A 26629-nucleotide genomic window follows, 5' to 3' on the forward strand; every position below is an offset into this window, starting at 1 on the left:
GGGGGACGTCAGGCGGGTGCGTGCGTCCGCAGCAGCTCGGCCACCGTGGTGCCGGTGGTCACCGGGTCGAGCGGGTGCACCAGGGTGGCGTCGACCTCGGCGTAGGCGGCGAGCCATCGGTCGGCGGCGCGGGCGATCACCACGCAGGTCGGGGGAGCGTCTTCGCGGTCGTCCTTGACCTGGCGGGCGATGCCGATGCCGCCGCCGGGGCTCGCCTCGCCGTCGAGCAGCAGCAGGTCGATCTCGTAGTCGTCGACCAGGCGGATGACCTCCTGGTAGGTCGACGCCTCGACGAACTCGATCTCAAGGCCGGGCGCGGGCCGGGTGCCGACGGCCAGCCGCATCCGGTCACGGACCTGCGGGTCGTCGCTGTAGAGCAGGACGGTGCAAACACGATCGCTCATCGCTGGACTGGCTCCCACCTCGTAGCTGCCCGCTGATCGTACCGGTCGACGTGATGTACGTGACGTCCCGCCCGGCGGCCCCGTCGGGGCGTACCGTCCGAGCTGCTCAGGCGGTGGACTCGGCGGCGCGCTCGCGGGCCTCCTGGCGGTCCAGCTCGCGGTCGATCCGGCGGGCCTCGCGTTCGGACTGCTTCACCCACTGCACGACCAGCACCGCGAGCATGGTCACACTGACGAACTCGCCGCCGGCCCAGAGGATGCCGCCGGCGAGGACCTGGTCGTCGCGCGGGTCCGCCCAGGTCAGACCCAGCGACGGGTACCAGTCGCCGCCGAAGAGCGTGGTGCTCTGCATGATGGTGAGCCCGAGCACGGTGTGGAACGGCACGGAGAGCAGCATCAGCAGCGCCCGGGCCGGGTACGGCCACCGACCGGGCAGCGGGTCGAGGCCGAGCAGCGGCCAGAAGAAGACGCAGCCGGTCATGATGAAGTGCGCGTGCACCAGCTCGTGCGCCCAGGCGTGCTCGAGGGTGAACCGGTAGAGATCGGTGAAGTAGAGCGCGAACGGGTTGACCACGAAGATGGCGAACGCCACCAGCGGGAAGCTGTAGACCCGGGCGAGGCGGCTGTGCACGATCGCCAGCAGGCGCTTGCGCGGCCCGACCGGCAGGGTGCGCAGAGCCAGCGTCATCGGCGCGCCCAGGGCCAGGAAGATCGGCGACACCATCGACAGCACCATGTGCTGGATCATGTGCACGCTCAGCAGCGCGGTGTCGTACGCGTGCAGCCCGCTCACCGTGACCAGCGCGATGCCGCCGAGGCCGGGGCCGAGGAAGAAGACCGTCCGGGCGACAGGCCAGCGGTCGCCGCGGATCCGCAGCCGGTGCACGCCGTAGAGGTAGATCCCGGCGGCGAGCACCAGGCTGAGGGCGAGCCAGCTGTCCAGCCGGGTCTCGGTCAGCACGGCGCTGATGGTGAACGGTGGCGGGGTCGCCTCGCCCCCGGCGGCCAGGCTCGGCACGGCGGCCGAGGTGGCGGCGGCCACGCTCGACGGGATGCCCGAGGTGGCGGCGAAGATCGGATCGACGTGCAGCACGCTTTTCAGGCTAGGCCAGGCGAACCGGACCTTCACGATCGGGCCACCTGGGGCGCGGGTTTGCCACCCCGCTGATCGCCGACGCCGGTCAGGGGCAATAATGACCGCGTGACTGCGGCCCCAGCCATTGACAAGAGCCGGATCCACTCCCTGACCCGACCGAACATGGTCAGCGTCGGGACGATCGTGTGGCTCTCCAGCGAACTCATGTTCTTCGCGGCGCTGTTCGCGATGTACTTCTCCATCCGCGCGGCGGCGCCGGAGCAGTGGGCGGAGCACACCGAGGTCCTCAACATCCCGTACGCGACCACCTTCACGGTGATCCTGGTGTTGTCCTCGGTGACCTGCCAGCTCGGTGTCTTCGCGGCCGAGCGGGGCGACGTGCACTCGTTGCGGCGCTGGTTCACGCTCACCTTCGTGATGGGCCTGATCTTCGTACTCGGGCAGCTGAACGAGTACCGCGAGCTGGTGCACGAGGGCGTCAAGATCAACCACGACGGGTACGGGTCGATGTTCTACCTGACCACCGGCTTCCACGGTCTGCACGTGACCGGCGGTCTGATCGCCTTCATCATCTTCATGATCCGCACCACCATGGGCCGGTTCACCCCGGCGCAGGCGACCTCGGCGATCGTCGTGTCGTACTACTGGCACTTCGTGGACGTCGTGTGGATCGGGCTCTACGCCATGATCTACTGGCTTCAGTGATCTTGGCGCGTCACGAACCGCGCCGTTGCTCCGTCCCCTGAGACAAGGTCCAACCGGTTAAGGACACAGGTCATGACTTCTGACAACGACCGCCGACGCGGTCTGCTCGCGCGGCTGCGCGAGCGGCCCGCAGCGCGCAGCAGGGGCCGCCGCCGGCTGGGCGCCGCGGTCCGCCTGCTCGCCGCGCTGATTCTGGCCGGCGGCGCCTACACCGCTTTCGCCCCCGGCGCACAGGCGCAGGACGATCCGACGCTGACCGGTGCCGCCGCCGAGGGCAAGGCGCTGTTCGACGTGAGCTGTGTGACCTGTCACGGTCGCAACGCGCAGGGTGTCGAGGGGCGCGGGCCGAGCCTGATCGGTGTCGGCGCGGCCTCGGTCGAGTTCCAGGTCAGCACCGGCCGTATGCCGCTGGCCCGGCAGGAGGCGCAGGCGCACCGCAAGCCCCCGCTCTTCACCGACGACCAGACCCGCCAGCTGGCCGAGTACATCCAGCAGCTGGGCGGCGGCCCGGTGGTGCCGAACGGCAGCGACCTGCGTGACGACGCCGACATCGCGGCCGGCGGTGAGCTGTTCCGGATCAACTGCTCGCAGTGCCACGCGTTCGGCGGTGGCGGCGGCGCGCTCTCCTCGGGCAAGTTCGCCCCGAGCCTGCACCCCGCGAGCGACCGGCAGATCTACGCGGCCATGCTGAGCGGCCCGCAGAACATGCCGGTCTTCGGTGACAACCAGATCACCCCGGAGCAGAAGGCGGACATCATCGCCTACATCCAGGAGACCCTGAAGCACGACCAGGACCCGGGTGGCTTCAACCTCGGTCGGTACGGCCCCTCCACGGAGGGACTGGCGATCTTCCTGGTCGGCATCGTGGCGCTGGTCTTCGCCAGCCTGTGGATTGCGGGCAAGTCGTGACCGACAATGGATTCAGTGCTGTGGTGCCGTGGGTCGGCACCGCCGGTAGCGAGGTGACGGCATGAGCACGCACACCGAGCACCAGGCCCAGCAGGGCCGGGAGCCGCTCGACGTGAACACCCCCGGCCTGACCCGTTTCGACATCGTCCGCGAGGGCGCGCGCCGGGACGACATCGAGATCGTCCACTACGAGCAGCAGGTCGTCCCGGGCTCGAAGGCCGAGCGCCGGCTGACCCGCCTGGTCGCCTCGATCTTCCTGCTCACCGGCCTGGCGGCGACCGCCTTCCTGGTGGTCTACATCTGGTGGCCGTGGGAGTACGCCCCGGGCCGCGGCGGCGACAAGCTCTACACCCCGCTGCTCGGCGTCACCCTCGGCGTGGCCCTGCTCGGCATCGGCTTCGGCATCCTGATCTGGGGCAAGAAGCTGCTGCCCAAGGAGGTCTCGATCCAGGACCGGCACGAGGGCGCCGTGGACGCTGACGGCCGCACCATCACCGGCCAGACGATGCTCTACATGGCCGACGAGCTGGGCGTGAAGCGCCGTCCGCTGCTCGGCATCTCGCTGCTCGCCGGCCTGGCGCCGGTCGCCGCGGTCGCCGCGGCGCCGCTGGTCGGCGGGTTGATCTCCAACCCGCACAAGAACAACCAGATGTTCACCACCGGGTTCGCTCCGGCTGAGGGCGGTCAGAAGATCCGGCTGGTCCGCGAGGACGGCCGGCCGGTCCGCCCGGCGGACATCAGCGCCGGTGGCCAGCTGACCGTCTTCCCCGGCATCGAGCACGGCGTGAGCAACCAGCACGCCGACTCGCCGACGCTGCTGATCCACCTTCGCGACTCGGACGCGCAGCAGTCGCGCCGGGCCAACGAGAAGGAGGGCCACGGCGACTTCATGTGGGGCAACTACGCGGCGTTCTCGAAGATCTGCACGCACGCGGGCTGCCCGGCAAGTCTCTACGAGCAGCAGACCAACCGGCTGCTCTGCCCGTGCCACCAGTCGCAGTTCCTGATCACCGACAACGCCCGGCCCGTCTTCGGCCCCGCCAGCCGGCGGCTGCCGCAGTTGCCGATCGAGGTTGACGCCGAGGGCTTCTTCGTTGCGAAGTCCGACTACACCGAGACCGTCGGGCCAGACTTCTGGGAGCGGCCATGAAGCGTCGTAAGTTCGACCTGGCGGCGACGCCGGGCAAGGCCGCGGTGGGAGTGGACGACCGCTTCCAGGTGGCCACCCCGCTGCGCCGGCTGCTGAACAAGGTCTTCCCGGACCACTGGTCCTTCCTGCTCGGCGAGATCGCACTCTTCTCGTTCATCGTGCTGCTGCTCACCGGGGTCTTCCTGACCTTCTTCTTCGAGCCGGCGATGACCGAGGTGGTCTACAACGGCAGCTACGCCCCGCTGCGGGGCACGCCGATGTCCGCCGCGTACGCCTCCAGCCTGGACATCTCGTTCGAGGTCCGGGGCGGCCTGATCATGCGGCAGATGCACCACTGGGCGGCGCTGCTGTTCATGGCCGCGATCGTCGTGCACATGCTGCGGGTCTTCTTCACCGGCGCGTTCCGCAAGCCGCGCGAGACGAACTGGATCATCGGTTCGCTGCTCTTCTGGGTCGGCTTCCTGGCCGGCTTCACCGGCTACTCGCTGCCGGACGACGGCCTCTCCGGGACCGGCCTGCGGATCGCCTCGGCGATCATGCTCTCCATTCCGGTGATCGGCTCCTGGCTCACCTCGTCGATCTTCGGCGGGGAGTTCCCGGGCACGATCATCATCAGCCGCTTCTTCATCGCCCACGTGCTGCTCATCCCGGGCCTGCTGCTCGCGCTGATCACGGTTCACCTGGGCCTGGTCTTCAAGCAGAAGCACACCCAGTGGCCCGGCCCCGGCCGGACCAACGGCAACGTGGTCGGCGAGCGGATGTTCCCGCGGTACGCGATCAAGCAGGGCGGCTTCTTCATGGTCGTCTTCGGCGTGATCGCGCTGATGGGCGGTCTGTTCCAGATCAACCCGATCTGGCTCTTCGGCCCGTACGAGGCGTGGGTGGTCTCGGCCGCCAGCCAGCCGGACTGGTACGTCATGTTCCTGGACGGCTCGACTCGTCTGATGCCGGCGTGGCAGATCCCCATCCCGATCGGCGACGGCTACGTCATCCCGCCGCTGTTCTGGCCGACGGTGGTCCTGCCCGGCATCCTGGTCGGCCTCTCGACCATGTACCCGTTCCTGGAGGCGCGGCACCTCAAGGACCGCAAGAGCCACAACCTGCTCCAGCGGCCTCGGGACGCACCGGCCCGGACCGCGGTCGGCGCGATGGCGGTCAGCTTCTACGTCGTGCTGACCCTCTCCGGCGCCAACGACGTCATCGCCGACAAGTTCCAGATCAGCCTGAACGCGATGACCTGGGCCGGCCGGATCGGGTTGTTGATCCTGCCGCCGCTGGCGTACTACGTCACCTACCGGCTCTGCCTCGGTCTGCAGCAGCACGACCGGGAGGTGCTCGCGCACGGCGTCGAGACCGGCATCATCCGGCGGCTGCCGGACGGCCGGTTCGTCGAGGTGCACCAGCCGCTCAGCGCGGCTGACGGGCACGACGGGCACGGTGAGCTGCCGTACGCCGGCTGGGTGGTGCCGAAGAAGATGAACCGGCTCGGTGCCCTCGGCCCGGCGATCCGGGGCTTCTTCTACCCGATCGAGCGGCCGGCCGAGGCGCCGGTCTCGCCGGGACACCCGCCGGTCGAGCCCCGACCGGAGCGCGAGGAGATCAGCAGCGGCGAGAGCCGTCGCTGACCTGAACCACCTGGACGTGGCGTCCGCCGGATCCTCCGGTGGGCGCCACGTCCGTTTTCCACCCCAGGACCGGACGTACCCGGCGGCGCCGGGCGGCCGGTCCGCAGCCGGACGCTGCGGCCTACTGCGCCATCCCCTCGCGTCGGGCGATCGCAGGAATAACCCCGGTGAGCCGGGTATCCGTGCGGTCCAACGTCTCTAGGGGAGGAAGCATGTTGGGTATCAAACGCCTTGGCCTGATGGCCGCGCTGGTGGTGGTCGGCCTCGCGCCGGCCGCAGCCGCGCAGGCCGCGGCGCAGCCGTCGTCGCAGGACACCCAGTACCTGCAGGCGATCCATCAGGTCAACCTGTTCGAGATCACCGCTGGTGAGCTGGCCCAGCAGAAGGGTCAGAACCAGCGGGTCAAGGACCTGGGCAAGATGTTCGTGACCGACCACACCCAGCTGGACCAGACGGTGCAGCAGACCGCCTCCCAGCTCAACGTCCAGCTGCCCAACGCGCCCACCGCGGACCAGCAGGCCGTCATCGACCAGCTGAACAACCTGTCCGGCCAGGAGTTCGACCGGCAGTGGGTGACCGCGGAGCTGGCCGGTCACGTCCAGGCCATCCAGGCCACCCAGACGGAGATCTCGCAGGGCTCCGAGCAGTCGGTGGTCCAGCTGGCGCAGACCGCGCTGCCGGCCCTCCAGGCGCACTACGACGAGCTGGTCCAGTTGGCCCAGCAGCTGGGCATTCCGGTTCCGCAGGCCAGCGCCAGCGGTACCCCGAGCCCGGGTGGCACCGAATCGCCGGGCACTGAGTCGCCGGGCACCGAGTCGCCGGGCACCGAGTCCCCGGCTCCGGGTGGTACCACCGAGTCGCCGGCTCCGGGCGGCGGCACCACCGAGACGCCGGTTCCGAGCGAGAGCTGACGTCAGGCAGCATCGGCGGCCGGTCCATCCAGTCAGGTGGGCCGGCCGCCGCGCGTCCGCACGCGCCCCGGCGCGGGCCCGCCGGCCGTCAGTCGGCGCCGGCCAGGCCGATCGCGAACGCCTCCTCCAGGTCGTGCTGCGAGTACGCCCGGAAGGCGATGTGCGACTCGGTGTTCAGCACACCCGGCACCTTCGAGATGCTGCCCGCGATCACCTGGGCGATCTGCTCGAACTCGCGTACCCGGACCATGGCGATCAGGTCGACGTGCCCGGCCACCGAGTAGACCTCGCTGACACCGGGCAGGTTGGCCAGGGTCTCGGCCACCTCGGGGATCGAGTCGGTGGCGCAGTCGATCAGCACGATCGCGGTGATCACGGGACATTTCTCCGTTCGTCGGCTTCGTCGCTCATGCCGGCACTCCGCTACGCTCCGTGCCGTCACGAGGCACCAGCGCGCAGCGTCGATGATTCGCTCGCTGACGCTCGCTCATCCTAGATCCTCCCCGGTGCTCGGGCGGCCGGCACGGTGAGGTCGTCGCCGGCCCGGATCACCTCGTGCAGCCGCTCGTCGGCGCGGACCGTCGCGCCGGGCCAGAGCACGCACCGGTCGACGTCGCCGCGCACGGTGGCGCCCGCCCCCACCACCGACCCCCGGCACCGGCCGGTGACCGTCGCGCTCGGGTCGACCAGGCACTCGTCACCGGCCGCGTGCAGATTCGCGGCCAGATAGTCGGCCGGCGTGCCGGTATCGAAGAACGTGCCCCGGTAAGGCACCACGCTCAGCGCGCCCGCCGCCTCGGCCGGCCGCCAGACGGTGTGCACCAGATCGCCGAACCCCGCCGGCAGGTCCCGGACCAGCGGCCAGGGCAGCAGCGAGAACCCGGTGAAGGCGTACCCGTCGAACGTGCCGGGCGCCCCCGGGTCGGCGGCCGGCTGACCCAGCAGGCGCACCTCCCGGCCGTCCCAGTCGGCGAGCAGCGCGGCGATGTCCGCGCCGGGCGGGGCGGCCGGATCGGCCAGGTAGGCGTCCGCGTTGCCGACCAGCGCCGGCCGGCCGGCGATCCAGTCCCGCAGGTGCGCCACCCCACCGGCGGTGCCGAGCGGGTCGCCCGGCTCGACCGACAGATGTGCCCGGTCCCCGACGTGCTCGACCACCTGCCCGGCCAGGTAGCAGGCGTTCACCGCCACCCGCTGCGGCCCGGTCAGCCCGAGCCCGGCCAGCCGGGCCAGCGCCCGGTCGAGCAGCGGCACGTTGCCGACCGGGCAGAGCGCCTTGGGCAGCCGTTCGGTCAGCGGCCGGAGCCGGGTGCCCTCACCGGCGGCGAGCACCACGGCACAGACGTCGCCCGCGCCGGCCGGGAGCACGTCACTGCTCCGCGTCGGGCACCGGCGGCGGGAACTGCCCGACCAGCGGGCCGATCCCGTAGTAAGCGAGCAGCCGCGCTGTGGGCCAGCTGAGCCGGGGCAGGTCGTCCAGCGGATGCCAGGCGGCCTCGAAGACCTCCGCCCCGTCGACCGTCAGCTCGGTGCTCGACGCCGGCACCTCGGCGGTGAAGACCACGTCCACCCAGCCCTTGGCGTGCACCACGGCGTTCGGCACGGCGGGGGTCAGCCGGGCGGGGGAGAGCCGGATGCCGGACTCCTCGTGCAGCTCGCGAGCCGCGCCGACCACCGGCGCCTCGCCGCGTTGCAGCAGCCCGGCGGGGAGCGTCCAACTGTGCCCGGGTGGCTGGCGGAGCAGCAGCAACCGGCCCGCCCCCTCGGCCTCGGCGTCGCGGACCAGGGTCACCGCGCCGACGATGTACTTCGGCACGGCGAGCCGGACCAGGCGGCGGCGCACCGGCAGCGGCAGCCGGTAGAAGAGCTGGTATGCGACGGCTCGTCCGGTGGCGCGCGAGCGGGGGATCATGACTCCAGGCTAGTGGTCGCGAGCGCCGCTCGTGCCCGGCGGGGGCCGGCGGTCACTGCCGGTGATCGACGAGGTCGATCAGCTGCCGGACCACCGCGTCCGGCTCGATCACCCGGTCGAAGACCGCGACCAGCAGGGTCTCCAGGTCGGGGTAGCCCAACTCCTCGGCGAGTCGCAGCAGCGGCAGATCGCTGGCCAGCCCGCGGTTGTGCTGACGCAGGGTGAGCCCGATGGTGGCCCGGCCGAGGCGCACCTTGTCGCTGATCGTGATGCCCGGCTCGGTGTGCTCGGCGAACCAGCGGTTGATCTGCATCTGCGCGTGCGGCGACTTCACGAAGCCGAGCCACTCCTTGCGCGGGCCGCGCGGCGCCGCCTCGGCCTCGAAGCCGTTGTCGGCGTCGTTCTCGGTGAAGATCTCCACCACGTCGCCCTCCTCCAGTTCGGAGGAGAGCGGCGCCAGGCGGCCGTTGATCCGGGCGGCGAGGCAGTGGTCGCCCCGTTCGGTGCCCAGCTCGTAGGCCAGGTCGACCGGGGTGGCGCCGGCCGGCAGCACGACCTGCCGGCCGTCGGCGAACACCTGGATCTGCGCCTCGGCCAGGTCGCAGCGCAGCGACTCGAGGAACTGGGCCGGGTCGGCCGCGTCCTGCTCCCAGTCGAGCACCCGATGCAGCCAGGAGAGCTGCTCGCCGCTGGTGGCCGCGCCGCCCCCGGGGCGGGGAAAGCGGTATTCGGCGGCGATGCCGTACTCGGCCGCGCGGTGCATCTCCTCGGTGCGGATCAGCACTTCGACCGTGCGGTCCTTCGGACCCAGCACGCTGGTGTGCAGGGACCGGTAGAGGTTGTTCTTGGGTGAGGCGATGTAGTCCTTGAACCGGCCGGGCATTGGGCGCCAGGTGCCGTGGATAGCGCCGAGCGCGGCGTAGCAGTCGGTGGCCGGACCGTCCACCACCACCGCGATGCGCGGCAGGTCGTAGGGGGCGCTGTGGCCGCCGCCCACGGTGTCCTTCCAGATCGAGTAGAGGTGCCGGGGACGCGGGCTCACCTCGGCGTCGACCCGGCTGCGGCGCAGCGCCACCTTCGCCTTCGCGACCACGTCCTCGAGGTAGGCGTCCCAGCCGGGCCGGTCGTGCACGTGCCGGGCGAGCCGGGCGTGCTCCTCGGGCTCCAGGTGCAGCAGCACCACGTCGTCCAGCTCCCGTTTGAGCGTCTGGATGCCCAGCCGGTCGCAGAGGGGGACCAGTACCTCCTGGGTGGCCCGGGCGATGCGCTGCCGGGACGCCGCCGACCGGACGCCGAGGGTGCGCATGTTGTGCAGCCGGTCGGCCAGCTTGATGATCAGCACCCGGACGTCGCGGCCGGCCGCGACGATCATCTTGCGGATCGTCTCGGCCTCGGCCGCCTTGCCGTAGAACGCCTTGTCGAACTTGGTCACCCCGTCGACCAGGTGGGCCACCTCGCGGCCGAAGTCCTCCTGGAGGGCCTGCAGGGTGTAGCGGGTGTCCTCCACGGTGTCGTGCAGCAGCGCCGCGACCAGGGTGATGGTGTCCATCCCGAGGTTGGCGCAGATCTGCGCGACGGCGAGCGGGTGGGTGATGTAAGGCTCGCCGCTCTTACGGAACTGGCCGCGGTGCATGTTGTCGGCGATGGTGTAGGCCCGGCGCAGCACCGCGGGGTCGGTGCCGGAGTGGATGCTCCGGTGGGTGCGGACCAGGTGGTTGACCGGGTCGCTGTCGGCGGTCGGCCAGGTGAGCAGTGACCGTAGCCGGCGGGTCAGGGGCAGCTCGCCCGGCTGGGTCGGAAGGGCGCCCCCCAGGGCGGCGCCGTGTCCGGCGTCGACGTCCACGAGGGACACCTCCTCACCCCGGCCCCGCGGCTGCCAAAACCCGGCAACCGGGAGCAGGCCCACGAAACGGGCAGGACTGCACTTCTCTAACAGCCTAAAGGAGTCGACGTAGTCCGATCGGTCACTTGGTCATGAGCGTTCGGTCGAGAGTTGGTGGGACGCGGCGGCCTCGGCCTTGGCCAGCAGGTCGCGGAACCGGGCCGCGCCACGGACCGGGGATGACCATCCGGAGGACATCTCGACCAGCCGGGTCTCCGGTCGCTCCAACCAGGACAGGATCCGTTCGGACTCCTCGGCGGTGGCCCGGGGGACCGGGCCGTGCCCGGCCGGGACCGTCTCGGCGGTGGCCCGGATGGCGGCCAGCGTCGGTCGTGGATGAACGCCGGCCGGGGACACCCCGGCGCCGGCCAGCCGGCCGTGCCGGACCAGCGCCAGCTCCCAGCCGCCGCCCGCCGCCGGCCGGGCGGCGGCCAGCTCGGCGATCCCGGTCAGGGCGGCGAGTCGCTGCATCCGTACCGCGGCCCGCAGCACCGCGACCAGCCGGGCGCGGACCACGGCGGCCTCCTCGTAGCGCTGGTCGTGGGCGAGCACCTCGATCCGGGCCAGCAGCGCGTCCACCACCACCTGTGGATCGTCTGCGGTCGCGGTGCGGAACGGGGCCGCGGCGCGGTGGTCGTACTCCTCGGGGGTGATCTGATGCTCGCAGGGCGCCGGGCAGCGACCCAGCTCGGCCAGCGCGCAGGCCGGCGTGACGGTACGCAGGGAGAGCCGGTGGGTGCACTGACGCAGCGGCACCGCGTCGTGGAAGCCCGCCGCGGCCAGCTCGGCGGAGCGCCGGGAGGTGAACGGCCCGAGGTAGGCCTGGTCGGCGGGGGAGATGTCGCGGACCACCGACAGCCGGGGGTAGTGCTCGTCGGTGAGCTTGAGCCAGACCATCCGCTCGGGATATTTCGACCGGCGGTTGTAGGGCGGCGCGTGCGCGGCGATCAGCCGCAGCTCGCGGACCTCGGCCTCCAGCGAGTGCGCGCACTCCACCGCCTCGACCCGCTCGGCGGCGGCGAGCATCTCGGAGATCCGGGCGCGCTTCTCGGCGGCGGTGAAGTAGCTGCGCACCCGCGTGGCGATGTCACCGGAGGTGCCGACGTAGAGCGGCCGGTCGTCGGCGGCCCGGAAGATGTAGACCCCGGGCGCCTTCGGCAACCCCTCAGCCAGGTGCCGCTTGCGGCGCTGGGTGGGGGTGACCGCCCGGGCGAACTCGATGGCGTCGCCGATGGTGTCGACCCGGTGCCCGCCGAGGCGCGCGATCAGGCCGTGCAGCACGTCGACGGTGGCCTTGGCGTCGTCGAGCGCGCGGTGGGTCGGCTGGGTGGCGGTGCGGAAGTAGGCGGCCAGGGTGCCCAGCTTGCGGTTGGGCACCTCGTCGCGGGTGAGCACCCGACGGGCCAGCGCGGCGGTGTCGAGCACGCGGGGGTTGGGCCAGCGGTAGCCGTGCCGGGCGCAGGCCGCCTTGAGGAACCCGACGTCGTAGGGCGCGTTGTGGGCCACCAGCACGGCGTCGGCGATGAACTCCAGGAAGCTCGGCAGCACCTGCTCGATCGGCGGCGCCGGCACCAGCATGGCCTGGGTGATGCCGGTCAGCACGGTGATGAACGGCGGAATCGGCTCGCCCGGGTTGACCAGGGTGGCGAGCACGCCCAGTTGCTCGCCGCCGCGCACCTTGACCGCGCCGATCTCGGTGATCCCGCCGCCGTCCGGGGCGCCGCCGGTGGTCTCCAGGTCGACCACCACGAAGGTGGTCGCGTAGAGCGGCAGGGCCGGGTCGATCCCACCCCCCGCGGTGGGGTCGAGACCGGCCAGCGCCTGCTGGACGTACTCCGCCTGTGCCATCCGCGGCACGCTAGCGTCCCGGTCCGACACTCCCGTCCCAGCTGCCCCACCATTCACCACGCGGGTAGGATGAGAGATCGGCTCACTCACCAGGCGGTGGGCCCGGTCGCGGTGGGAGACTTGCCACATGCCCCTCACCGAGCCTTACGACGACCACCTCCAGCCGGAGGACCAGGTCGCCGCCGGGGGCAACGCCGCTGACCTCGACGGGGCCGTCCCGACGCCCGGCGACCCGGTCCCGGCCCCTGAGCGCGACCCGGACGACGCCGAACCGGGCGCGGGTGCCGCCGGTCCGGGCCCGGAGGGCGCCGCGCCCGAGCCGGAGCCGACCCTCCCCGAGCCGGTACGCCAGCGGATCGTGACGCTCACCGCCGCAGTGCTGCCCGGGCTCCCGCTCGACGAGGTGCCGGTGCCGCTGCGCCGGGTGGCCAAGTTCGCCCCCAACCGGCGGGCCCGCCTCGGCGCGCCGGCGATCGCCGCCCAGCTCACCGCCGACCCGCTCTTCCGGCAACGGGTCACCGCCCGGGTGCTCGCCGACGCCGGTGACCTCGGCGCGGCCGTGGTCGACGGCACCGCTCCGGCCGCCGCCGACCCGGTCGAGGTGGCCGCGCTGGCCTACCTGGCCCGGCCGCGGGGCTGGCGCGAGCTGATCGAGGCGAGTGGCGCCGCGGTCCGGGCCGAGGTCGACAGCGCGGTGGTCGCCGAGTTGGTGCGCGAGGCCGAGCAGCGGGCCACCCGGGCCGAGCACGACCGGGCGGTGGCCCGGGTCGAGGCCGAGAAGCTCCGCGACGAGCTGGCCCGGGTCCGCGAGGAGCTCGGCCAGTTGCGCGAGGAGTCCCGACAGCTGGCCCGTTCGCTGCGGGAGACCCAGGCCCGGGAGCGCCGGGCCAACGAGCTGCTCGCCACCGAGCGGGGTCGGGCGGCCCGGGCGACCGCCGACGTCGACGCCGAGCTGCGCCGGGCCCGGGCCCGACTGGCCGAGGCGGAGGCCGCCGCCGGGGTGGCCCGGGCCAGCGCCAAGGAGGCGCGCTCGGTCGACGACGCCCGGCTCTGGCTGCTGCTGGAGACCATCGGCCAGGCCGCCGTCGGGTTGCGCCGGGAACTCGCCCTGGACCCGGTCGACAAGCTGCCCGCCGACTTCGTGGCCGACGCGTTCGCCGACCAGTCCGCCGCCACCGGTGCGGGCGCCGCCGCCCGGGCCCGGGACACCGACGACCCGGCCCGGCTGGACCAGTTGCTCGCGCTGCCCCGGGCGCACCTGGTGGTGGACGGCTACAACGTCACCAAGCGCGGCTTCGGCGAGATGTCCCTGGAACAGCAGCGCAAGCGCCTGATCACCGGCCTGGGCGGGATCGCCGCGCAGACCGGCGACGAGGTCACGGTGGTCTTCGACGGCGCCGACCGGATGCACGGGCTGCCACCCGCGCCGCGCGGCGTGCGGGTGCTCTTCTCCCGCAAGGGCGAGACCGCCGACGAGCTGATCCGCCGCCTGGTCCGCGCCGAGCCGTCGGGCCGGCCGGTGGTGGTGGTCTCCTCCGACCGCGAGGTCGCCGACGGGGTACGCCGGCACGGCGCGTACCCGCTCGGCGCGGACTCGCTGCTGCGCCGGCTGGCCCGCTCCTGACGGAGACGGCGGGTGGCTTGATCGGGTTCGGTGCGGCTGCACACCGGTTGTCCGATTCTGTCGTACCCCCCGACTACGGTCGATGTAACCGACGGTGGTCGGGTGACGACGAGGTCGCCGCACCCGCCGCCGCAGCCCGTCAGGAGGCTTCATGCTCATCGACTGCGATCGGTGCGAGATCCGGGGCGCCGGCTGTTCCGGCTGCCTGGTGACCGCCCTGCTCGACGACCGGTCCCCGGCCGCCGACCTCGACGCGGCCGAGCGCCGGGCGATCGAGGTGTTCGCCCGGGCCGGGTTCGAGGTGGAGGTGCTGCCCACCCCGCGGCGCCCCGCCGCCCGGCCCCGTCCGGCCCGCCGCCGGGTGGCCTGACCCGCTGGCATGCCGCCCTGCGGTCCGGTCTCCGCCGCCCGGCCCAGGCATCGGGCACCGCCGCTGCGCTCGGCCCGGTGGGCCATAGGATGGGCGGTCACGGCGGGAGGAGCGGCGGGATGACGCGGGTACGGCGGGGTGGGCGCGGGCGCCCGCGCGGCGGGATGCCGGCATGACTCCGCGCGGTTGGGCGCTGCTGACCCTGGCCGGGCTGGCCGTCGCGCTGGTCGTCACCGTGGCGCTGCTGATCCCCTGGCACCGGCCACCGGCGCCCCGGGCCGACCAGCTCGCCGCGCTGCGTGACCTACCGGCCGAGCAGGTGGCCCGCGGGCGGGAGTTCCGGGCCGCGCTGCGCCCCGGTGGCTACGCGTCGCTCGCGGTGGGCCTGCTGGTCGCCCTCGCGCTCGGGCTGACGCCGCTGGGCAGCCGGCTGATCGAGCTGGCCGGCCGGCCGTTCGGCGGGCACTGGGCCGCCCAGGCGATCGTCGGCGGCCTGGCCGTGGTGCTCGTCGCCGACCTGCTCACCCTCCCGTTCGCCGCCTGGCGGCAGTCGGTGCTCACCCGTTACGGGCTGAGCACCAACGGCTGGGCCGGCTGGCTGGTCGACCTGCTCAAGTCGTACGCGGTGAGCGCGGTGATCGGCGCGGTCGCGCTGCTCGGCTTCTACACCGTCATCCGGCTCGCGCCGCGCTGGTGGTGGGCGTTCGGCGCGGCCGGCGCCGCTGGTCTGGTGGTGCTGCTCTCGTTCGTGCTGCCGGTGCTGGTGGAGCCGGTGTTCAACCGGTTCACCCCGATGGAGCCCGGTCCGCTGCGCAGCGAGCTGACGGCGATGGCCGCCCGTGACGGCGTACCGGTACGCGACGTGCTGGTCGCCGACGCGTCCCGGCGGACCAGAGCGGTCAACGCCTACGTCTCCGGGCTCGGGCCGACCCGTCGGGTGGTGGTCTACGACACCCTGCTGCGCGAGGCGTCGCCGGCCGAGGTGACCGCCGTGGTCGCGCACGAGCTGGGGCACGCCCGGGACCGGGACGTCACGGTGGGCACCCTGACCGGCGCGCTGGGCGCCGCCGCCGCGGTGGTGGCGCTCTACCTGATCGGCTCGTGGGCCCCGCTGCTGCGGCTGGCCGGTGTCGACTCGGTCGCCCAACCGCGCGCGTTCCCGCTGCTGGTCGCCCTGGTCACGGTGGTGGGGCTGGTCGCCTCGCCGGTGCAGGCGCTGATCTCCCGACGGGTGGAGGCGCGCGCCGACGCGCACGCGCTGGCGCTGACCGGCGATCCGGCCGCCTTCGAGTCGATGCAGGGCCGGCTGGCCTCGGTCAACCTCGCCGATCCCGATCCGCCCCGCTGGGAGTACCTCTACTCCGCCACCCACCCGTCGACGGTCGAGCGGATGGCCGCCGCCCGCGCCTACGCCAGGGAGGCCGGCAGATGAGCCGGACGCTGCTGATCACGAACGACTTCCCGCCCCGCCCCGGCGGGATCCAGTCCTTCGTGCACAACCTCGCGGTGCGCCAGCCCTCCGGCTCGGTGGTGGTCTACGCGTCGAGCTGGCGGGGGGCGGCGAAGTTCGACGCCGACCAGCCGTTCGAGGTGATCCGGGAGCGCACCCGGGTGCTGCTGCCGACCCCGTTGGTGGCCCGCCGCGCCGCCCGGTTGGCCCGGGCGTACGACTGCGACACGGTGTGGTTCGGCGCGGCGGCCCCGCTCGGGTTGCTCGCCGCCGGGCTGCGCCGCCGGGCCGGCATCCGACGCGTGGTGGCGCAGACGCACGGGCACGAGGTCGGCTGGGCCGCGGTGCCCGGGGCGCGGGCCGCGCTGCGCCGCATCGGCCGTGGCGTCGACGTCACCACCTACCTCGGCGAGTACACCCGGACCCGGCTGGACCGGGCGCTGCACGGGTTGACCGAGCTGCACCGGCTGGCACCCGGGGTCGACGTGGACACCTACCACCCGGCCGTCGACGGGGAGCCGGTGCGGATGCGGCTCGGGCTGGCCGACCGGCCGGTGGTGGTCTGCGTGTCCCGGCTGGTGCCGCGCAAGGGCCAGGACATGCTGATCCGGGCGATGCCGGAGATCCGCCGCCGGGTGCCCGACGCCGCGCTGCTGGTGGTCGGCGGCGGACCCTACCGGACCGCGTTGGAGAAGCTGGCCCGGCAGACCGGGGTGGAGCGCGACGTGGTCTTCACCGGGTCGGTGCCGGCGGCCGAGCTGCCGGCGCACTACGCGGCCGGCGACGTCTACGCGATGCCGTGCCGCACCCGCAACCGCGGCCTGGACGTGGAGGGGCTCGGCATCGTCTACCTGGAGGCGTCCGCGACCGGCCTGCCGGTGGTGGCCGGCGACTCCGGCGGCGCCCCGGACGCGGTCCGCGAGGGGGAGACCGGCTACGTGGTACGCGGCCGCGACGTCGCCCAGCTCGCCGACCGGGTCTCCCGGCTGCTCGCCGACCGGGACCTGGCCCGCCAGTTCGGCGCGGCCGGCCGGGCCTGGGTGGAGCGGGAGTGGCGCTGGGAGGCCCAGGCGCAGCGGATGGCCGCCCTGCTCGCCGGCTGACCGGCGGGGCGGGTTTCAGGCGGCGAGCGTCTCCCGCTTCGGGGCGTAGCGCGGGACGTACTCCTGGCCGGTCAGGTGTTGGATCGCCGCCATCACCTCGTCGGTGAGCGCGCGGACGTCACGCGGCCCGTGGATGCGGCCGGCGACCGGGATCGGTGGCCCGAACCGCAGCGTCACGGGGTGCCGGCGGGGCAGCCGGGCGTCGATGGGCAGCACCTGCGCGGTGCCGAGCACGCCGACCGGGATGATCGGCACCTCGGCGTCCCGGGCCAGCCGCACCACCCCGGTGCGGCCCCGGTGCAGCCGCCCGTCGGGCGAGCGGGTGCCCTCCGGATAGACCGCGACCAGGCCGCCGGCGCGCAGCACCGGGATCGCGGCGTCGAACGCGGCGAGGACTGCCCGGCCGCCGGCGCGCTCCACCCGGATGGCGCTCATGCCGCTGACGATCCGCCGGCTGAGCCAGCCGCGTGGGCCCCGGCCGGAGAAGTACTCCGACTTGGCCCAGAAGGCGACGTGCCGGGGCGTGACGGTGGCCAGGAAGAGCTCGTCGGCGACCGAGAGGTGGTTGCCGGCGAGGATCGCGCCGCCGTGCCGGGGCAGGTGCGCCAGCCCTTCGACGCGGGGGCGCCAGCCGAGCCGCAGGGCGCCGCCCACGGTCAATTTGCCGAGGTCGTAGAGCAGGGGCACATCTTCTCCTCAGGGGTGCGTCACGCGGGGCCGAGGTGCGCGTCCAGCGCCGCGCGCAGCAGCGCGTCGTCGTCGGTGGCGTCGGTCGCCAGTTGGAGGCTGCCCCACGCCCAGAGCTGGGCGATGCCGTGCAGGTTGGCCCAGAGAGCGCCGGCGAGGACCGGGGCGGCCGCGTCGGTCGGCCGGCGTGCCTGCGCGACCAGGTCGACCAGCAGGGCGAAGAGCGGCAGGCTGGTGTCGCGGAGCCCGAGCCGGCCGCTGTTCAGCAGGTCGTGCCGGAACATCAACTCGAACATGCCGCGGTGCGCGGCGGCGTAGTCGAGGTAGCCGCGGGCGAGGGCGGCGAGCCGGTCGCGCGGAGCGGGGCCGGCGTCGCGCGCCGTGGCGGTGATCCGGGCGGCGAGATCGGCATAGCCTTCCCGCGCGATCGCGGAGAGCAGGTCGAGGTGGGTGGGGAAGTACCGGCGGGGTGCGCCGTGGGACACGCCGGCGCGGCGGGCGATCTCGCGCAGGGACACCGCCGACAGGCCCTCGTGCAGCACCAGGTCCACACCGGCGGCGACCAGCCGGGACCGGACGCTCGCCTCCTGCTCGCTCATAGACACTGTCTACCAGCGAGGCGTAGACGGTGTCTACCCGGCGATGCGCTCCAGGATGCGCTCGGCGGGGGCGGGACGGCCGAAGTGCCAGCCCTGGCCGGCGTCGCAACCGATCGCGCGCAACCGCTCGGCCTGCCCGACGGTCTCCACCCCCTCGGCGGTCACCGTGAGGTCCAGCGCGTGCGCGAGCGACACCAGCGAGGCGAGGATCCGCTCGTCGGTGCGGTTCGCCGGCTCCACCGCCGGCACGCGCAGCCCGGCCACGAACTCGCCGGCCACCTTCAGCTCCGTCACCGGCAGGTCCCGCAGGTACGCCAGGTTGCTGTAGCCGGTGCCGAAGTCGTCGATGGCGATCCGTACGCCCAGGTCGGCGAGGACCCGCAGGGCGCGCACCGGCTCCCCGGTGGTGCTCATCATGGTGCTCTCGGTGATCTCCAGCTGGAGCCGTTCCGGCGGCAGCCCGGTGCGCTGCAACAATCCGCGCACCTCTTGCACCAGGCCGGGCCGGTGCACCTGCCGCACCGCCAGGTTGACGCTGACGAACGGCGCCAGCCCGCCCCGCGCCGACCAACGCTCCGCTTCCCGACAGGCCTCGGCCAGCACCCACGCGCCGAGCGGGACGATCAGCCCGGTCTCCTCGGCCAGCCCGATGAAGCTGTCCGGGTGCAGCACCCCCAGCTCCGGGTGCCGCCACCGGACCAGCGCCTCCACGCCCAGCAGGGTGCCGTCGCGCAGCGAGGTCAGCGGCTGGTAGTCCAGGTAGAACTCGCCCCGCTCCAGCGCCGCCGGGATGGCCGCGGAGAGCGCGTAGCGGGCCAGCTCGCGCCGGTTGCGGTCGGCGTCGTAAACCGCCCAGCGGGCCCCGCCGGCAGCCTTCGCCCAGTGCAGCGTGCTGTCGGCGGCCCGCATCAGGTCGCCGGGGGTGCTGCCGGCGATCTGATGCTCCACGATGCCGATGCTCGCCGTCACGCTCAGCTCGTGGCCGTCCACGACGGCCGGCTCGCTGACCGCGGCCAGCGCGGCTTCGGCCACCGCGACCACGTCGTCGGTGCCGCCCGTGCGCTCCACCAGGACGACGAACTCGTCACCGCCGAGCCGGGCGACCAGATGCCCGTCCAGGGCCCGGCGGAGCCGTTCGGCGACCCTGGTGAGCAGCCGGTCGCCGATGTGGTGACCGAGCGAGTCGTTGACCACCTTGAACCGGTCCAGGTCCAGGAAGCAGAGCCCGATCCGCTCCGCGCCCCGGCCCGGTTCGTTCAGCGCGGCGGTCAACCGCTCCGTGAACAGGGTGCGGTTGGGCAGGTCGGTGAGCGGGTCATGGGTCGCCTGGTGGCGGAAGCGCGCCTCGCTGGCCCGCAGCGCCCGCTCCGCCTGGGTGCGGGCCATCATCACGGCCCGGCGGATCGACTCCTGCTCGTCCAGGGTCCGGTCGCGCAGGGCCCGGGCGTAGCCGGTGGCCACCGCGGCGAGCAGCCGGGCCATCCGGTCCTCCACGTCGTCGGCGACCAGGCCCAGGTCGCGGACCAGCCGGAGCTGGACCACCTCGACCGTACGGCCCAGCCCCTCGGCCGAGGCGATGTGGTTGGCGACCAGCTCGGCGCCGACCCGGTAGCCGGGGCGCAGGTCGAACGGCTCGGTCAGCAGCGCGCCGGCCAACTGCTCGGTGAGCCGTTGTAGCAACGCCTCCAGCTGATCCTGGGTCATCGGCAGGAAGCTGGTGCCGGTGACCGCCTTGGCCCAGGCCCGGGCGAACGTCCCGGGCCGGGACGCCGCCCTCGTCGCCGCCGGCGAATCAGCCACCGAGTCGCCCGACCCCGCCCATGAAGACCGCCCGCTCGGCGTCCTCCGCGCTGTCCGGCGACTCCGGGCGCCACTCGGGAACCCAGACGACACCCGGCTCGATCAGCTCGAAGCCGTCGAAGAGCGCGGTCAGCTCGGCCCGGCTGCGTACCCACAGCGGGTTGTCGGTGCGCCGGTAGACCCGCTCCGCCTCGGCCCGCTCGTCCTCGCTGCGCCCGTCGTCGCTGGCCTGCGAGAGCACCAGGTGGCTCCCGGGCGCCAGCGCCTCGCGCAGGGTGGCCAGGATCTCGGCCGGCCGGTCGTCGTCGGCGACGAAGTGCAGCACCGCGACGACCATCACGGCGACCGGCTGGTCGAAGTCGATCAGGCGGCGTACCTCGGGGTGGGCCAGGATCTGCCGCGGGTTGCGCAGGTCCTCCTGCACCACGGTGGCCCGCTCGTTGCCGTCGAGGATCTCCCGGCTGTGCGCCACCGCCACCGGGTCGACGTCCACATAGACCACCCGGGACTCCGGGGCGTTGCGCTGGGCGATCTCGTGCACGTTGCCGACCGTCGGGATGCCCGAGCCGATGTCGAGGAACTGCCGGACCCCGGCGTCGGTGAGGTACTGCACCGCCCGGCGCAGGAACGCCCGGTTGGCCTGGGCCATCAGCGGCGCCTCGGGCACCGCGGCCACCATCGCCTGCGCGGCGGCCCGGTCGGCGGCGAAGTTGTGCGAGCCGCCGAGGTAGTAGTCGTACATGCGGGCCACGCTCGGGCGTTCGATGTCGATGCTCTCGGGTGCCCAGTTCGGCCGCTGCATGCCTCACCCCTCGTGTCGACGGCGCGGGCGGCGCTGCCCGCGGACCACCGCGGTATTCTGCCCCGGCGAGTGCCCGGGAGACCATAGCGCGTCGGCACCGCGGCACGGAGATCGGTCGATATGCGAAATCCGCGTCGGCCGACGGCCGACGCGGATTTCGGATCGTGGGTGAGCCACCCGCCGCTCGGGGCGGGCGGGGCGGGTCAGAACTTCGGGGCGTCCGGCGCCTCGAGCAGGCCGAGCCGCAGCGCGGTCATCAGCGCCTGGGCCCGGTTGGCCGCGCCCAGCTTCTCGTAGAGCTTCGAGATGTGGGTCTTGGCGGTGGACTCGCTGACGAAGAGCTGCTTGGCGATGCCGGCCACGCTCATGCCGTCGGCGAGCAGCCGCAGCACCTGCCCCTCGCGCGGCGAGAGCTGCGGCCCGGACGGGGCCAGCCGGCGCTTCATCGCCTCGGCCAGGTCGGCCGCGGTGAACGCGCTGGGGGAGGAGGCGGCGTGCCGGGCGGCGGCCACCACCTCGTCGGCCGGCGCGGTCTTCGGCACGAAGGCGCTGGCCCCGGCCTCGAGCGCGCCGAAGAGCTGGTCGTCGCCGGCGTACATGGTGAGCACCACGATGCCCATCGAGGCGCTGGACTTGCGCAGCGCCCGGGTGGCCTCGAGGCCGCTGCCGTCGGGCAGCCGCAGATCCATGATCACCACGTCCGGCTGGAGCGCACCGGCCTGGCGTACCCCCTCCGCCGCCGTGGCGGCCTCGCCGACGACCTCGAACTGGCGGTCACGCTCGAACGCGTGCCGCAGGCCCTTGCGGATCAGGTCGTGATCGTCGACAAGGAGGACCTTGGTGCGGGTGGCCGGTGTCGGACTGGTGGTCATCCTCGGGTTACTCCCCTTCTGCTGCTGCGCTACCGCGCACGTTATCGCGCCGGGGCGAGGTACCGAGAACCACCGCCACGGTCGTGCCGCTCGGTTGCCGCGGGCGGATCTCCAACCGGCCCCGGATACGTTCCGCCCTCTCGGCCATGATCGCAAGACCGTACCGCCCGTCGGGGCGCTGGTCAGCGATCCCGTGACCGTCATCCGACACTTCAATCTGCGCGTACGGGGGGTCCACCGCACAGGTGACCCAGAGATTGGACGCCCCGGCGTGCTTGCGCGCGTTGGTCACCGCCTCCTGGGCGATGCGCAGCAACTCGGCCTCGGTGGCGGCCGGGAGCCGAGCGGTGGACTCGTCCAGCGACAGGTGCACCCGTAGCCCGCCGGACGCGCCGACCGTGCGGGCGTACTCGGCGATCGCCGCGGCCAGACCGCCGTGCCGGTCCACCTCGCTGCGCAGCTCGAAGAGGCTCAGCCGCAGCTCGGTGATCACCCGGGTCACCTCGGCGCGCAGGGTGCGCAGCGCCTCGGCGGTCTCCTCGGCGTCGTCGAAGACGGTGGCCAGCGCGTTGTCGATGCCGTAGCCGACCATCACCAGCTCCTGGGCGACCCCGTCGTGGATCTCCCGGGCCAGCCGCTGCCGCTCCTCGTTGGTGGCCAGCGAGCGCACCTCGTCGAAGAGGAGCGCGGCCTCCAGTCGCAGCGCGGCCGGGCCGGTCAACGCGGTCACCCGAGACACCACCGCCGCCGGATAGGCGTGCGCCGCGTCGGCCTCCAGCACGACCAGGCCGACCGTACGCACGCCCGCGACCAGCGGCACGATCAGCGCGGAGACGTCACCGCCGGGGTGCGAGCGGGCCTGCGAGCGGGCCGCCGTCTGCGCCTGCTGGCTGGCCCACGCGTCGGCGATCGCCGAGTCCGCGTCGAGCGTGGTCTCCCAGTCCACCCGGTCGACGCCGACCTGGGCGAGCACCACCAGCCGGCCGCCGCCGCTGGCGGAGAGCACCGCGGCCCGGTGGCTCGGCGCGACGGTACGCAGCTCCTCCAGCAGGTGCTCGGAGATCCCGCCGGGGTCCAGGGTCGCGCCGGGCAGCTGCCGGGCGACGGTGCGCAGCTGGGTCAGCAGCCGGGTCGCCTCGGCGTACGGCTGCGGCTTGCCCTCGTTGCGGACCTGCATCACCCGGTGCAGCGTGCGGGCCGCGTACAGCCCGAGCCCGGCCAGGATCAGCCACTGCGCGCAGACCGCCAGGTAGCCCGCCTGGCCCAGCTGTCGCGCCCCGTCGACCTCGGTCAGCGCCCCGCTGAGCAGGAGCGTCGCCGCGGTCACCCCGAGCAGCGCCGCGCCCTCGCGGAACCGGCGGCGCAGCGCGGTGACGGTCACCGGCACCGCCAGGTAGGGCAGCACCGCCGACGCGCCGAGCCCGTCGATCGAGCCGCCCACCAGCGCCACCGCCGCCACCTGGCTGGCGGCCAGTCCCAGCACCACCACCTCGGCCAGCCGGCTGAGCGGGCCGAGCAGCCGGTGCTGCGGCGCCAGCAGGGCGGGCAGCCCGGCGACGGCCAGCAGCCCGATCCACCAGAGCTGGGCCGGGTCGTGGGTCGCGAACAGGGTCAGGACGGCGACCAGCGCCAGCATCACCAGTCGCGCGGCCGCGGCGAGGGGATGCGGGTGGGGTCGGGCGGGTGTCGAGGCGGGCACGTGACGGATCGTAGTCAGCCTCGGTAGATATCGGCGATCTCCGCCGCGTACGTCTTGTGCACGACCTGGCGCTTGACCTTGAGCGACGGGGTCAGCTCGCCGGTCGCCTCGGTGAAGTCGCGGGGCAGGATCCGGAACACCTTGATCGCCTCGGCCTTGGAGACGGCCTGGTTGGCGGCGTCGACCGCGGCCTGGATCTCGCCGCGCAGACCCTCGTGCCCGCGCAGCTCCTCGACCAGGGTGTCGGCGGGGAGACCGGCCGCCTCCAGCCACCGGGGCAGCGCCTCCTCGTCGAGGGTGACCAGCGCGGCGACGAACGGCTGCCGGTCGCCGACCACGACGCACTGGCTGATCAGCGGATGGGCCCGGACCTGGTCCTCGAGGACGGCCGGCGCCACGTTCTTGCCGGCCGCCGTCACGATGATCTCCTTCTTGCGGCCGGTGATGGTGAGGAAGCCGTCGTTGTCGAGCTGTCCCAGGTCGCCGGTGCGGAACCAGCCGTCGGCGGTCAGCGCCTCGGCGGTGGCCGCCTCGTTGCGCCAGTAGCCCTGGAAGACCAGCTCGCCGGAGATGAGGATCTCGCCGTCGTCGTCGATCCGGACGGTCACCCCGGGCAGCGGCCGGCCGACGGTGCCGATCCGGGTGCCGGTGGGCAGGTTCGCCGCGGCGGCCGGCGCGGTCTCGGTCAGCCCGTAGCCCTCCAGCACGGTCACCCCGATGCCCCGGAAGAAGTGGCCGAGGCGGGCGCCGAGCGGGGCCCCGCCGGAGATCGCGTCCCGGCACCGGCCGCCGAGGGCCGCGCGCAGCTTGCGGTAGACCAGCTTGTCGAAGACGGCGTGCTGGGCCCGCAGCGCGAGGCCCGGCCCGTTCGGGGTCTCCAGCGCCTCGCTGTACGCGATGGCGACCTGCTCGGCGCGCGCGAAGATCCCGCCCTTGCCGTCGGCCTCGGCCTTCTGCTTCGCCGCGTTGTAGACCTTCTCGAAGACCCGGGGCACCGAGAGCACGAAGGTCGGGCGGAACTCCTGCAGCTCGGCGACCAGGTTCCTGGTGTCCGCGCAGTGCCGCAGGGTGGCCCGGGCCTGCACCACGCCGATCTGGATCAGCCGGGCGAACGCGTGCGCCAGCGGGAGGAAGAGCAGGGTGGAGGCGCCGGGGTTGAACAGGTTCGGCAGCACCGGCACCGCGTTGGCGATGTCGGCGTACATGTTCCGGTGGGTGATCACGCAGCCCTTGGGCCGGCCGGTGGTGCCGCTGGTGTAGATGATGGTGGCGACGTCGCCGGAGTGCACCGCGGCGCGGCGTCGTTCGATCTCCGCCGGGTCGACCGAGGCGCCGGCGGCGACCAGGTCGTCCACCCCGCCGAGGTCGATCTGCCACACGTGGTTCAGCTCGGGCAGCCGGTCCCGGACGCCGGCCAGCAGGGTCGCGTGCGCGGTGCTCTCCACCAGGCAGGCGACCGCGCCGGAGTCGGTGAGGATCCAGGCGGCCTGCTCGGCGCTGGAGGTCTCGTAGATCGGCACGGTGACTCCGCCGGCCGCCCAGATGGCGTAGTCGACCAGGGTCCACTCGTAGCGGGTGCGGCTCATCAACCCGACCCGGTCGCCCGGCTGCACACCGGCCGCGACCAGGCCCCGGGCCACCGCGACGACCTCGTCGCGGAACTGCCGGCAGGTGACATCCGCCCACGCCGGGCCGTCCGCCGCGCCGGTGGGGCGGACGAACTGGACCGTTTCCGGGGCCACCTCGGCGTTTTCCCAGACCGGGTCGGTGAGGTTGGCCGCGTCGCCGACGGTGACGATCGGCGGGACGGAGAACTCGCGCACCTGCACTCCTTCGTGCTCGCACTGGCCGGGCGGGCCGCTCCCGGAGGGTCGGCTCTGTCGAAACCTACCCGTCCGGCCGGCTGGCCCGGGTAGGCAGGTTGCCCGCCGAGGCGTGGCGGGGGGCGGGACGGCCCCGCTGTGCCACCCGCCGGGTAGCCTCCCCCCATGGCGGACACCTCCACCCAGTCGATCACCATCGGCGCCCCACCGGAGCAGGTGGCGGCGGTCATCTGCGACTTCCCGCGCTACCCGGAGTGGACCGACGCGGTGCGGCGGGTGGAGGTGATCGAGGAGTACGAGGACGGCTACGCCAGCCAGGTCCGGTTCACCATCGACGCCGCGGTGATGGCCGACGAGTACGTGCTCGAGTACGCCTACGCGGAGGACCTGTCCCGCATCGAGTGGCACCTGGTGGCGCCCTCGGCGATGCAGAAGGCGCAGCGGGGGTCGTACGACCTGGTCGGTAACGCGGACGGCAGCACCACGGTGACCTACACCCTGGAGGTCGAGCTCTCCGTCGGGATGCTCGGCATGTTTCGCCGCAAGGCCGAAAAGATGATCATGGACACCGCGTTGAAGCAGCTCAAGCGCCGGGTAGAAGCACCCGGTGCGGCGCAGTGACGCGTCCGGCGGCCTGGCCGCCCCGGTAGAGGAGCCGACCATGGTGGCAACGGATCCGGGCTCGGCCCGGGAAGAGGCGGAGCGGCTGGTCGCGACGCTGCTGGCGAGCGCGCGGCTGGCCGCCGCCGGGCCGTCCGCGGGGCCCTGGGGCCCGCTCGGTGGGATCGTCTCCAGTGTCTTCGGTCACAGTGCGCCGGATGGGGCCAACCATCCGACCGGTAACGGTTTCGCCACCGGTAGCGCCGAATGCTGTGTCTGCCCGGTCTGTCGGGGTATCGCCGCGCTGCGGGATCCGAGTCCGGAATTCGCCGAGCGGCTCGCCACCGGAGCCGGCGATCTGGCCGCCGGGGTGGCCAGTCTGCTGCGCGCTTTCGCCTCCGCGACCCCGCCTCCGCCGCCCGCCGGCGACCAGCCCGCCGGCGCGACGCCGGCCCCGGCCGGCCCCGCCGACGATCACGTCTGGCGCGAAGCCACCCGCAGCGGGCATGATTCTCAGCCGGCGCCGGAGCGGGACGTCTGGTCCGCCGCGACCCGGGCGGAGGAGACCGCCGCCCCGGCCGCCGCCGGACCGCCTGTCGAGCAGGCCGGGCCGGCCGGCCCGGCGACCGTCCGGGCGACGACCGACCGACCCGTGGTGCCCGCCTCGCGGGCCCCCGGTGACGTCGGCGCGGACGCACCAGGCGACGGGGCCTGACAGGAACATCCCGCAGCACCGGCCACGGGCGGTGGGTGCCGGACAG

General features: G+C 73.3%; 25 protein-coding genes. 11 read left to right on the top strand and 14 right to left on the bottom strand.

Annotated features, from left to right (window positions below):
- Positions 1–8: 8 nt before the first annotated feature.
- Entirely contained in the window at positions 9–404 is a 396-nt protein-coding gene (locus tag AB0C04_RS07875) for a hypothetical protein (RefSeq protein ID WP_357050005.1), read from the bottom strand.
- A 106-nt stretch (positions 405–510) separates the two neighbouring features.
- On the bottom strand, positions 511–1497 hold the full coding sequence (locus AB0C04_RS07880; RefSeq protein WP_357050008.1) for a cytochrome c oxidase assembly protein: 987 nt from the start codon (positions 1495–1497) through the stop codon (positions 511–513).
- Between the two features lie 108 nt (positions 1498–1605).
- Here AB0C04_RS07880 and AB0C04_RS07885 point away from each other — a divergent pair, with 108 nt between their 5' ends.
- The 5 genes from AB0C04_RS07885 (at position 1606) to AB0C04_RS07905 (ending at position 6800) form a co-directional block, all read left to right on the top strand.
- The gene (locus tag AB0C04_RS07885; protein ID WP_350872262.1) at positions 1606–2205 is read left to right on the top strand and encodes a heme-copper oxidase subunit III; all 600 of its coding nucleotides are present in this window, start codon (positions 1606–1608) and stop codon (positions 2203–2205) included.
- A gap of 72 nt (positions 2206–2277) precedes the next feature.
- Positions 2278–3114, top strand: coding sequence for a cytochrome c (locus AB0C04_RS07890; RefSeq protein WP_350872264.1), 837 nt, complete (start codon positions 2278–2280; stop codon positions 3112–3114).
- A gap of 61 nt (positions 3115–3175) precedes the next feature.
- Positions 3176–4264 carry a Rieske 2Fe-2S domain-containing protein gene (locus AB0C04_RS07895; RefSeq protein WP_350872266.1) on the top strand — a complete coding sequence of 363 codons (1089 nt, stop codon included), beginning with the start codon at positions 3176–3178 and terminating at the stop codon, positions 4262–4264.
- Entirely contained in the window at positions 4261–5889 is a 1629-nt protein-coding gene (locus AB0C04_RS07900; protein ID WP_357050012.1) for a cytochrome b N-terminal domain-containing protein, read from the top strand. The genes AB0C04_RS07895 and AB0C04_RS07900 overlap by 4 nt, the downstream gene beginning before the upstream one ends.
- Positions 5890–6101: 212 nt before the next feature.
- Positions 6102–6800 carry a DUF4142 domain-containing protein gene (locus AB0C04_RS07905; protein WP_357050015.1) on the top strand — a complete coding sequence of 233 codons (699 nt, stop codon included), beginning with the start codon at positions 6102–6104 and terminating at the stop codon, positions 6798–6800.
- A gap of 88 nt (positions 6801–6888) precedes the next feature.
- Here the strand turns inward: AB0C04_RS07905 and AB0C04_RS07910 are convergent, their stop codons facing one another.
- The 5 genes from AB0C04_RS07910 to AB0C04_RS07930 all read right to left on the bottom strand — a co-directional run bounded on the left by AB0C04_RS07910 (position 6889) and on the right by AB0C04_RS07930 (position 12439).
- Positions 6889–7176 carry an Lrp/AsnC ligand binding domain-containing protein gene (locus AB0C04_RS07910; RefSeq protein WP_088961047.1) on the bottom strand — a complete coding sequence of 96 codons (288 nt, stop codon included), beginning with the start codon at positions 7174–7176 and terminating at the stop codon, positions 6889–6891.
- Positions 7177–7292: 116 nt separating this feature from the next.
- Complete coding sequence (locus AB0C04_RS07915; protein WP_357050019.1) at positions 7293–8165, bottom strand: sugar phosphate nucleotidyltransferase; 873 nt, start codon at positions 8163–8165, stop codon at positions 7293–7295.
- Position 8166: 1 nt separating this feature from the next.
- The gene (locus AB0C04_RS07920) at positions 8167–8709 is read right to left on the bottom strand and encodes an NUDIX domain-containing protein (protein ID WP_357050022.1); all 543 of its coding nucleotides are present in this window, start codon (positions 8707–8709) and stop codon (positions 8167–8169) included.
- 52 nt (positions 8710–8761) lie between these two features.
- On the bottom strand, positions 8762–10552 hold the full coding sequence (locus tag AB0C04_RS07925; protein ID WP_357050771.1) for a RelA/SpoT family protein: 1791 nt from the start codon (positions 10550–10552) through the stop codon (positions 8762–8764).
- Between the two features lie 129 nt (positions 10553–10681).
- Entirely contained in the window at positions 10682–12439 is a 1758-nt protein-coding gene (locus AB0C04_RS07930) for a DEDD exonuclease domain-containing protein (protein WP_357050025.1), read from the bottom strand.
- A gap of 127 nt (positions 12440–12566) precedes the next feature.
- Between AB0C04_RS07930 and AB0C04_RS07935 the strand changes: the two genes are divergently transcribed.
- From AB0C04_RS07935 to AB0C04_RS07950, 4 genes are all read left to right on the top strand, one after another.
- Positions 12567–14063, top strand: a complete 1497-nt coding sequence (locus AB0C04_RS07935) for an NYN domain-containing protein (protein WP_357050027.1) — start codon at positions 12567–12569, stop codon at positions 14061–14063.
- A gap of 151 nt (positions 14064–14214) precedes the next feature.
- Entirely contained in the window at positions 14215–14433 is a 219-nt protein-coding gene (locus tag AB0C04_RS07940; RefSeq protein ID WP_350872279.1) for a hypothetical protein, read from the top strand.
- Between the two features lie 172 nt (positions 14434–14605).
- The gene (locus AB0C04_RS07945; RefSeq protein WP_357050031.1) at positions 14606–15865 is read left to right on the top strand and encodes a M48 family metallopeptidase; all 1260 of its coding nucleotides are present in this window, start codon (positions 14606–14608) and stop codon (positions 15863–15865) included.
- Positions 15862–16986 carry a glycosyltransferase family 4 protein gene (locus AB0C04_RS07950; protein WP_357050034.1) on the top strand — a complete coding sequence of 375 codons (1125 nt, stop codon included), beginning with the start codon at positions 15862–15864 and terminating at the stop codon, positions 16984–16986. The genes AB0C04_RS07945 and AB0C04_RS07950 overlap by 4 nt, the downstream gene beginning before the upstream one ends.
- 15 nt (positions 16987–17001) lie before the next feature.
- Here the strand turns inward: AB0C04_RS07950 and AB0C04_RS07955 are convergent, their stop codons facing one another.
- The 7 genes from AB0C04_RS07955 to AB0C04_RS07985 all read right to left on the bottom strand — a co-directional run bounded on the left by AB0C04_RS07955 (position 17002) and on the right by AB0C04_RS07985 (position 25268).
- A complete protein-coding gene (locus tag AB0C04_RS07955) occupies positions 17002–17673 on the bottom strand; it encodes a lysophospholipid acyltransferase family protein (RefSeq protein ID WP_357050037.1) in 672 nt (223 codons plus the stop codon).
- Between the two features lie 20 nt (positions 17674–17693).
- Positions 17694–18272 (bottom strand): TetR/AcrR family transcriptional regulator, encoded by a 579-nt coding sequence (locus AB0C04_RS07960; protein WP_357050040.1) that lies wholly within the window; start codon positions 18270–18272, stop codon positions 17694–17696.
- Between the two features lie 33 nt (positions 18273–18305).
- Positions 18306–19976, bottom strand: a complete 1671-nt coding sequence (locus tag AB0C04_RS07965; RefSeq protein ID WP_357050774.1) for a bifunctional diguanylate cyclase/phosphodiesterase — start codon at positions 19974–19976, stop codon at positions 18306–18308.
- An 88-nt stretch (positions 19977–20064) separates the two neighbouring features.
- Positions 20065–20874 (bottom strand): SAM-dependent methyltransferase, encoded by an 810-nt coding sequence (locus AB0C04_RS07970; protein ID WP_357050043.1) that lies wholly within the window; start codon positions 20872–20874, stop codon positions 20065–20067.
- A gap of 203 nt (positions 20875–21077) precedes the next feature.
- On the bottom strand, positions 21078–21746 hold the full coding sequence (locus AB0C04_RS07975; RefSeq protein WP_007072219.1) for a response regulator transcription factor: 669 nt from the start codon (positions 21744–21746) through the stop codon (positions 21078–21080).
- Positions 21747–21753: 7 nt separating this feature from the next.
- Positions 21754–23445: a GAF domain-containing sensor histidine kinase gene (locus AB0C04_RS07980; RefSeq protein WP_357050046.1), complete on the bottom strand. Its 1692-nt coding sequence runs from the start codon at positions 23443–23445 to the stop codon at positions 21754–21756.
- 14 nt (positions 23446–23459) lie between these two features.
- Complete coding sequence (locus tag AB0C04_RS07985; protein WP_357050049.1) at positions 23460–25268, bottom strand: AMP-dependent synthetase/ligase; 1809 nt, start codon at positions 25266–25268, stop codon at positions 23460–23462.
- Positions 25269–25433: 165 nt separating this feature from the next.
- Here AB0C04_RS07985 and AB0C04_RS07990 point away from each other — a divergent pair, with 165 nt between their 5' ends.
- Both AB0C04_RS07990 and AB0C04_RS07995 read left to right on the top strand, forming a co-directional pair.
- On the top strand, positions 25434–25889 hold the full coding sequence (locus tag AB0C04_RS07990) for an SRPBCC family protein (protein WP_357050052.1): 456 nt from the start codon (positions 25434–25436) through the stop codon (positions 25887–25889).
- A gap of 40 nt (positions 25890–25929) precedes the next feature.
- The gene (locus tag AB0C04_RS07995) at positions 25930–26583 is read left to right on the top strand and encodes a hypothetical protein (RefSeq protein ID WP_357050055.1); all 654 of its coding nucleotides are present in this window, start codon (positions 25930–25932) and stop codon (positions 26581–26583) included.
- Positions 26584–26629: the final 46 nt, after the last annotated feature.

The sequence above is a fragment of the Micromonospora sp. NPDC048909 genome, from assembly GCF_040649635.1.
GTDB lineage: Bacteria > Actinomycetota > Actinomycetes > Mycobacteriales > Micromonosporaceae > Micromonospora.

Coding starts and splice junctions, on each gene's coding strand:
- AB0C04_RS07875 (WP_357050005.1), bottom strand. CDS start 404: ATGAGCGATCGTGTTTGCACCGTCCTGCTCTACAGCGACGACCCGCAG.
- AB0C04_RS07890 (WP_350872264.1), top strand. CDS start 2,278: ATGACTTCTGACAACGACCGCCGACGCGGTCTGCTCGCGCGGCTGCGC.
- AB0C04_RS07895 (WP_350872266.1), top strand. CDS start 3,176: ATGAGCACGCACACCGAGCACCAGGCCCAGCAGGGCCGGGAGCCGCTC.
- AB0C04_RS07900 (WP_357050012.1), top strand. CDS start 4,261: ATGAAGCGTCGTAAGTTCGACCTGGCGGCGACGCCGGGCAAGGCCGCG.
- AB0C04_RS07905 (WP_357050015.1), top strand. CDS start 6,102: ATGTTGGGTATCAAACGCCTTGGCCTGATGGCCGCGCTGGTGGTGGTC.
- AB0C04_RS07920 (WP_357050022.1), bottom strand. CDS start 8,709: ATGATCCCCCGCTCGCGCGCCACCGGACGAGCCGTCGCATACCAGCTC.
- AB0C04_RS07930 (WP_357050025.1), bottom strand. CDS start 12,439: ATGGCACAGGCGGAGTACGTCCAGCAGGCGCTGGCCGGTCTCGACCCC.
- AB0C04_RS07935 (WP_357050027.1), top strand. CDS start 12,567: ATGCCCCTCACCGAGCCTTACGACGACCACCTCCAGCCGGAGGACCAG.
- AB0C04_RS07940 (WP_350872279.1), top strand. CDS start 14,215: ATGCTCATCGACTGCGATCGGTGCGAGATCCGGGGCGCCGGCTGTTCC.
- AB0C04_RS07945 (WP_357050031.1), top strand. CDS start 14,606: ATGACTCCGCGCGGTTGGGCGCTGCTGACCCTGGCCGGGCTGGCCGTC.
- AB0C04_RS07950 (WP_357050034.1), top strand. CDS start 15,862: ATGAGCCGGACGCTGCTGATCACGAACGACTTCCCGCCCCGCCCCGGC.
- AB0C04_RS07960 (WP_357050040.1), bottom strand. CDS start 18,272: ATGAGCGAGCAGGAGGCGAGCGTCCGGTCCCGGCTGGTCGCCGCCGGT.
- AB0C04_RS07965 (WP_357050774.1), bottom strand. CDS start 19,976: ATGACCCAGGATCAGCTGGAGGCGTTGCTACAACGGCTCACCGAGCAG.
- AB0C04_RS07970 (WP_357050043.1), bottom strand. CDS start 20,874: ATGCAGCGGCCGAACTGGGCACCCGAGAGCATCGACATCGAACGCCCG.
- AB0C04_RS07975 (WP_007072219.1), bottom strand. CDS start 21,746: ATGACCACCAGTCCGACACCGGCCACCCGCACCAAGGTCCTCCTTGTC.
- AB0C04_RS07990 (WP_357050052.1), top strand. CDS start 25,434: ATGGCGGACACCTCCACCCAGTCGATCACCATCGGCGCCCCACCGGAG.
- AB0C04_RS07995 (WP_357050055.1), top strand. CDS start 25,930: ATGGTGGCAACGGATCCGGGCTCGGCCCGGGAAGAGGCGGAGCGGCTG.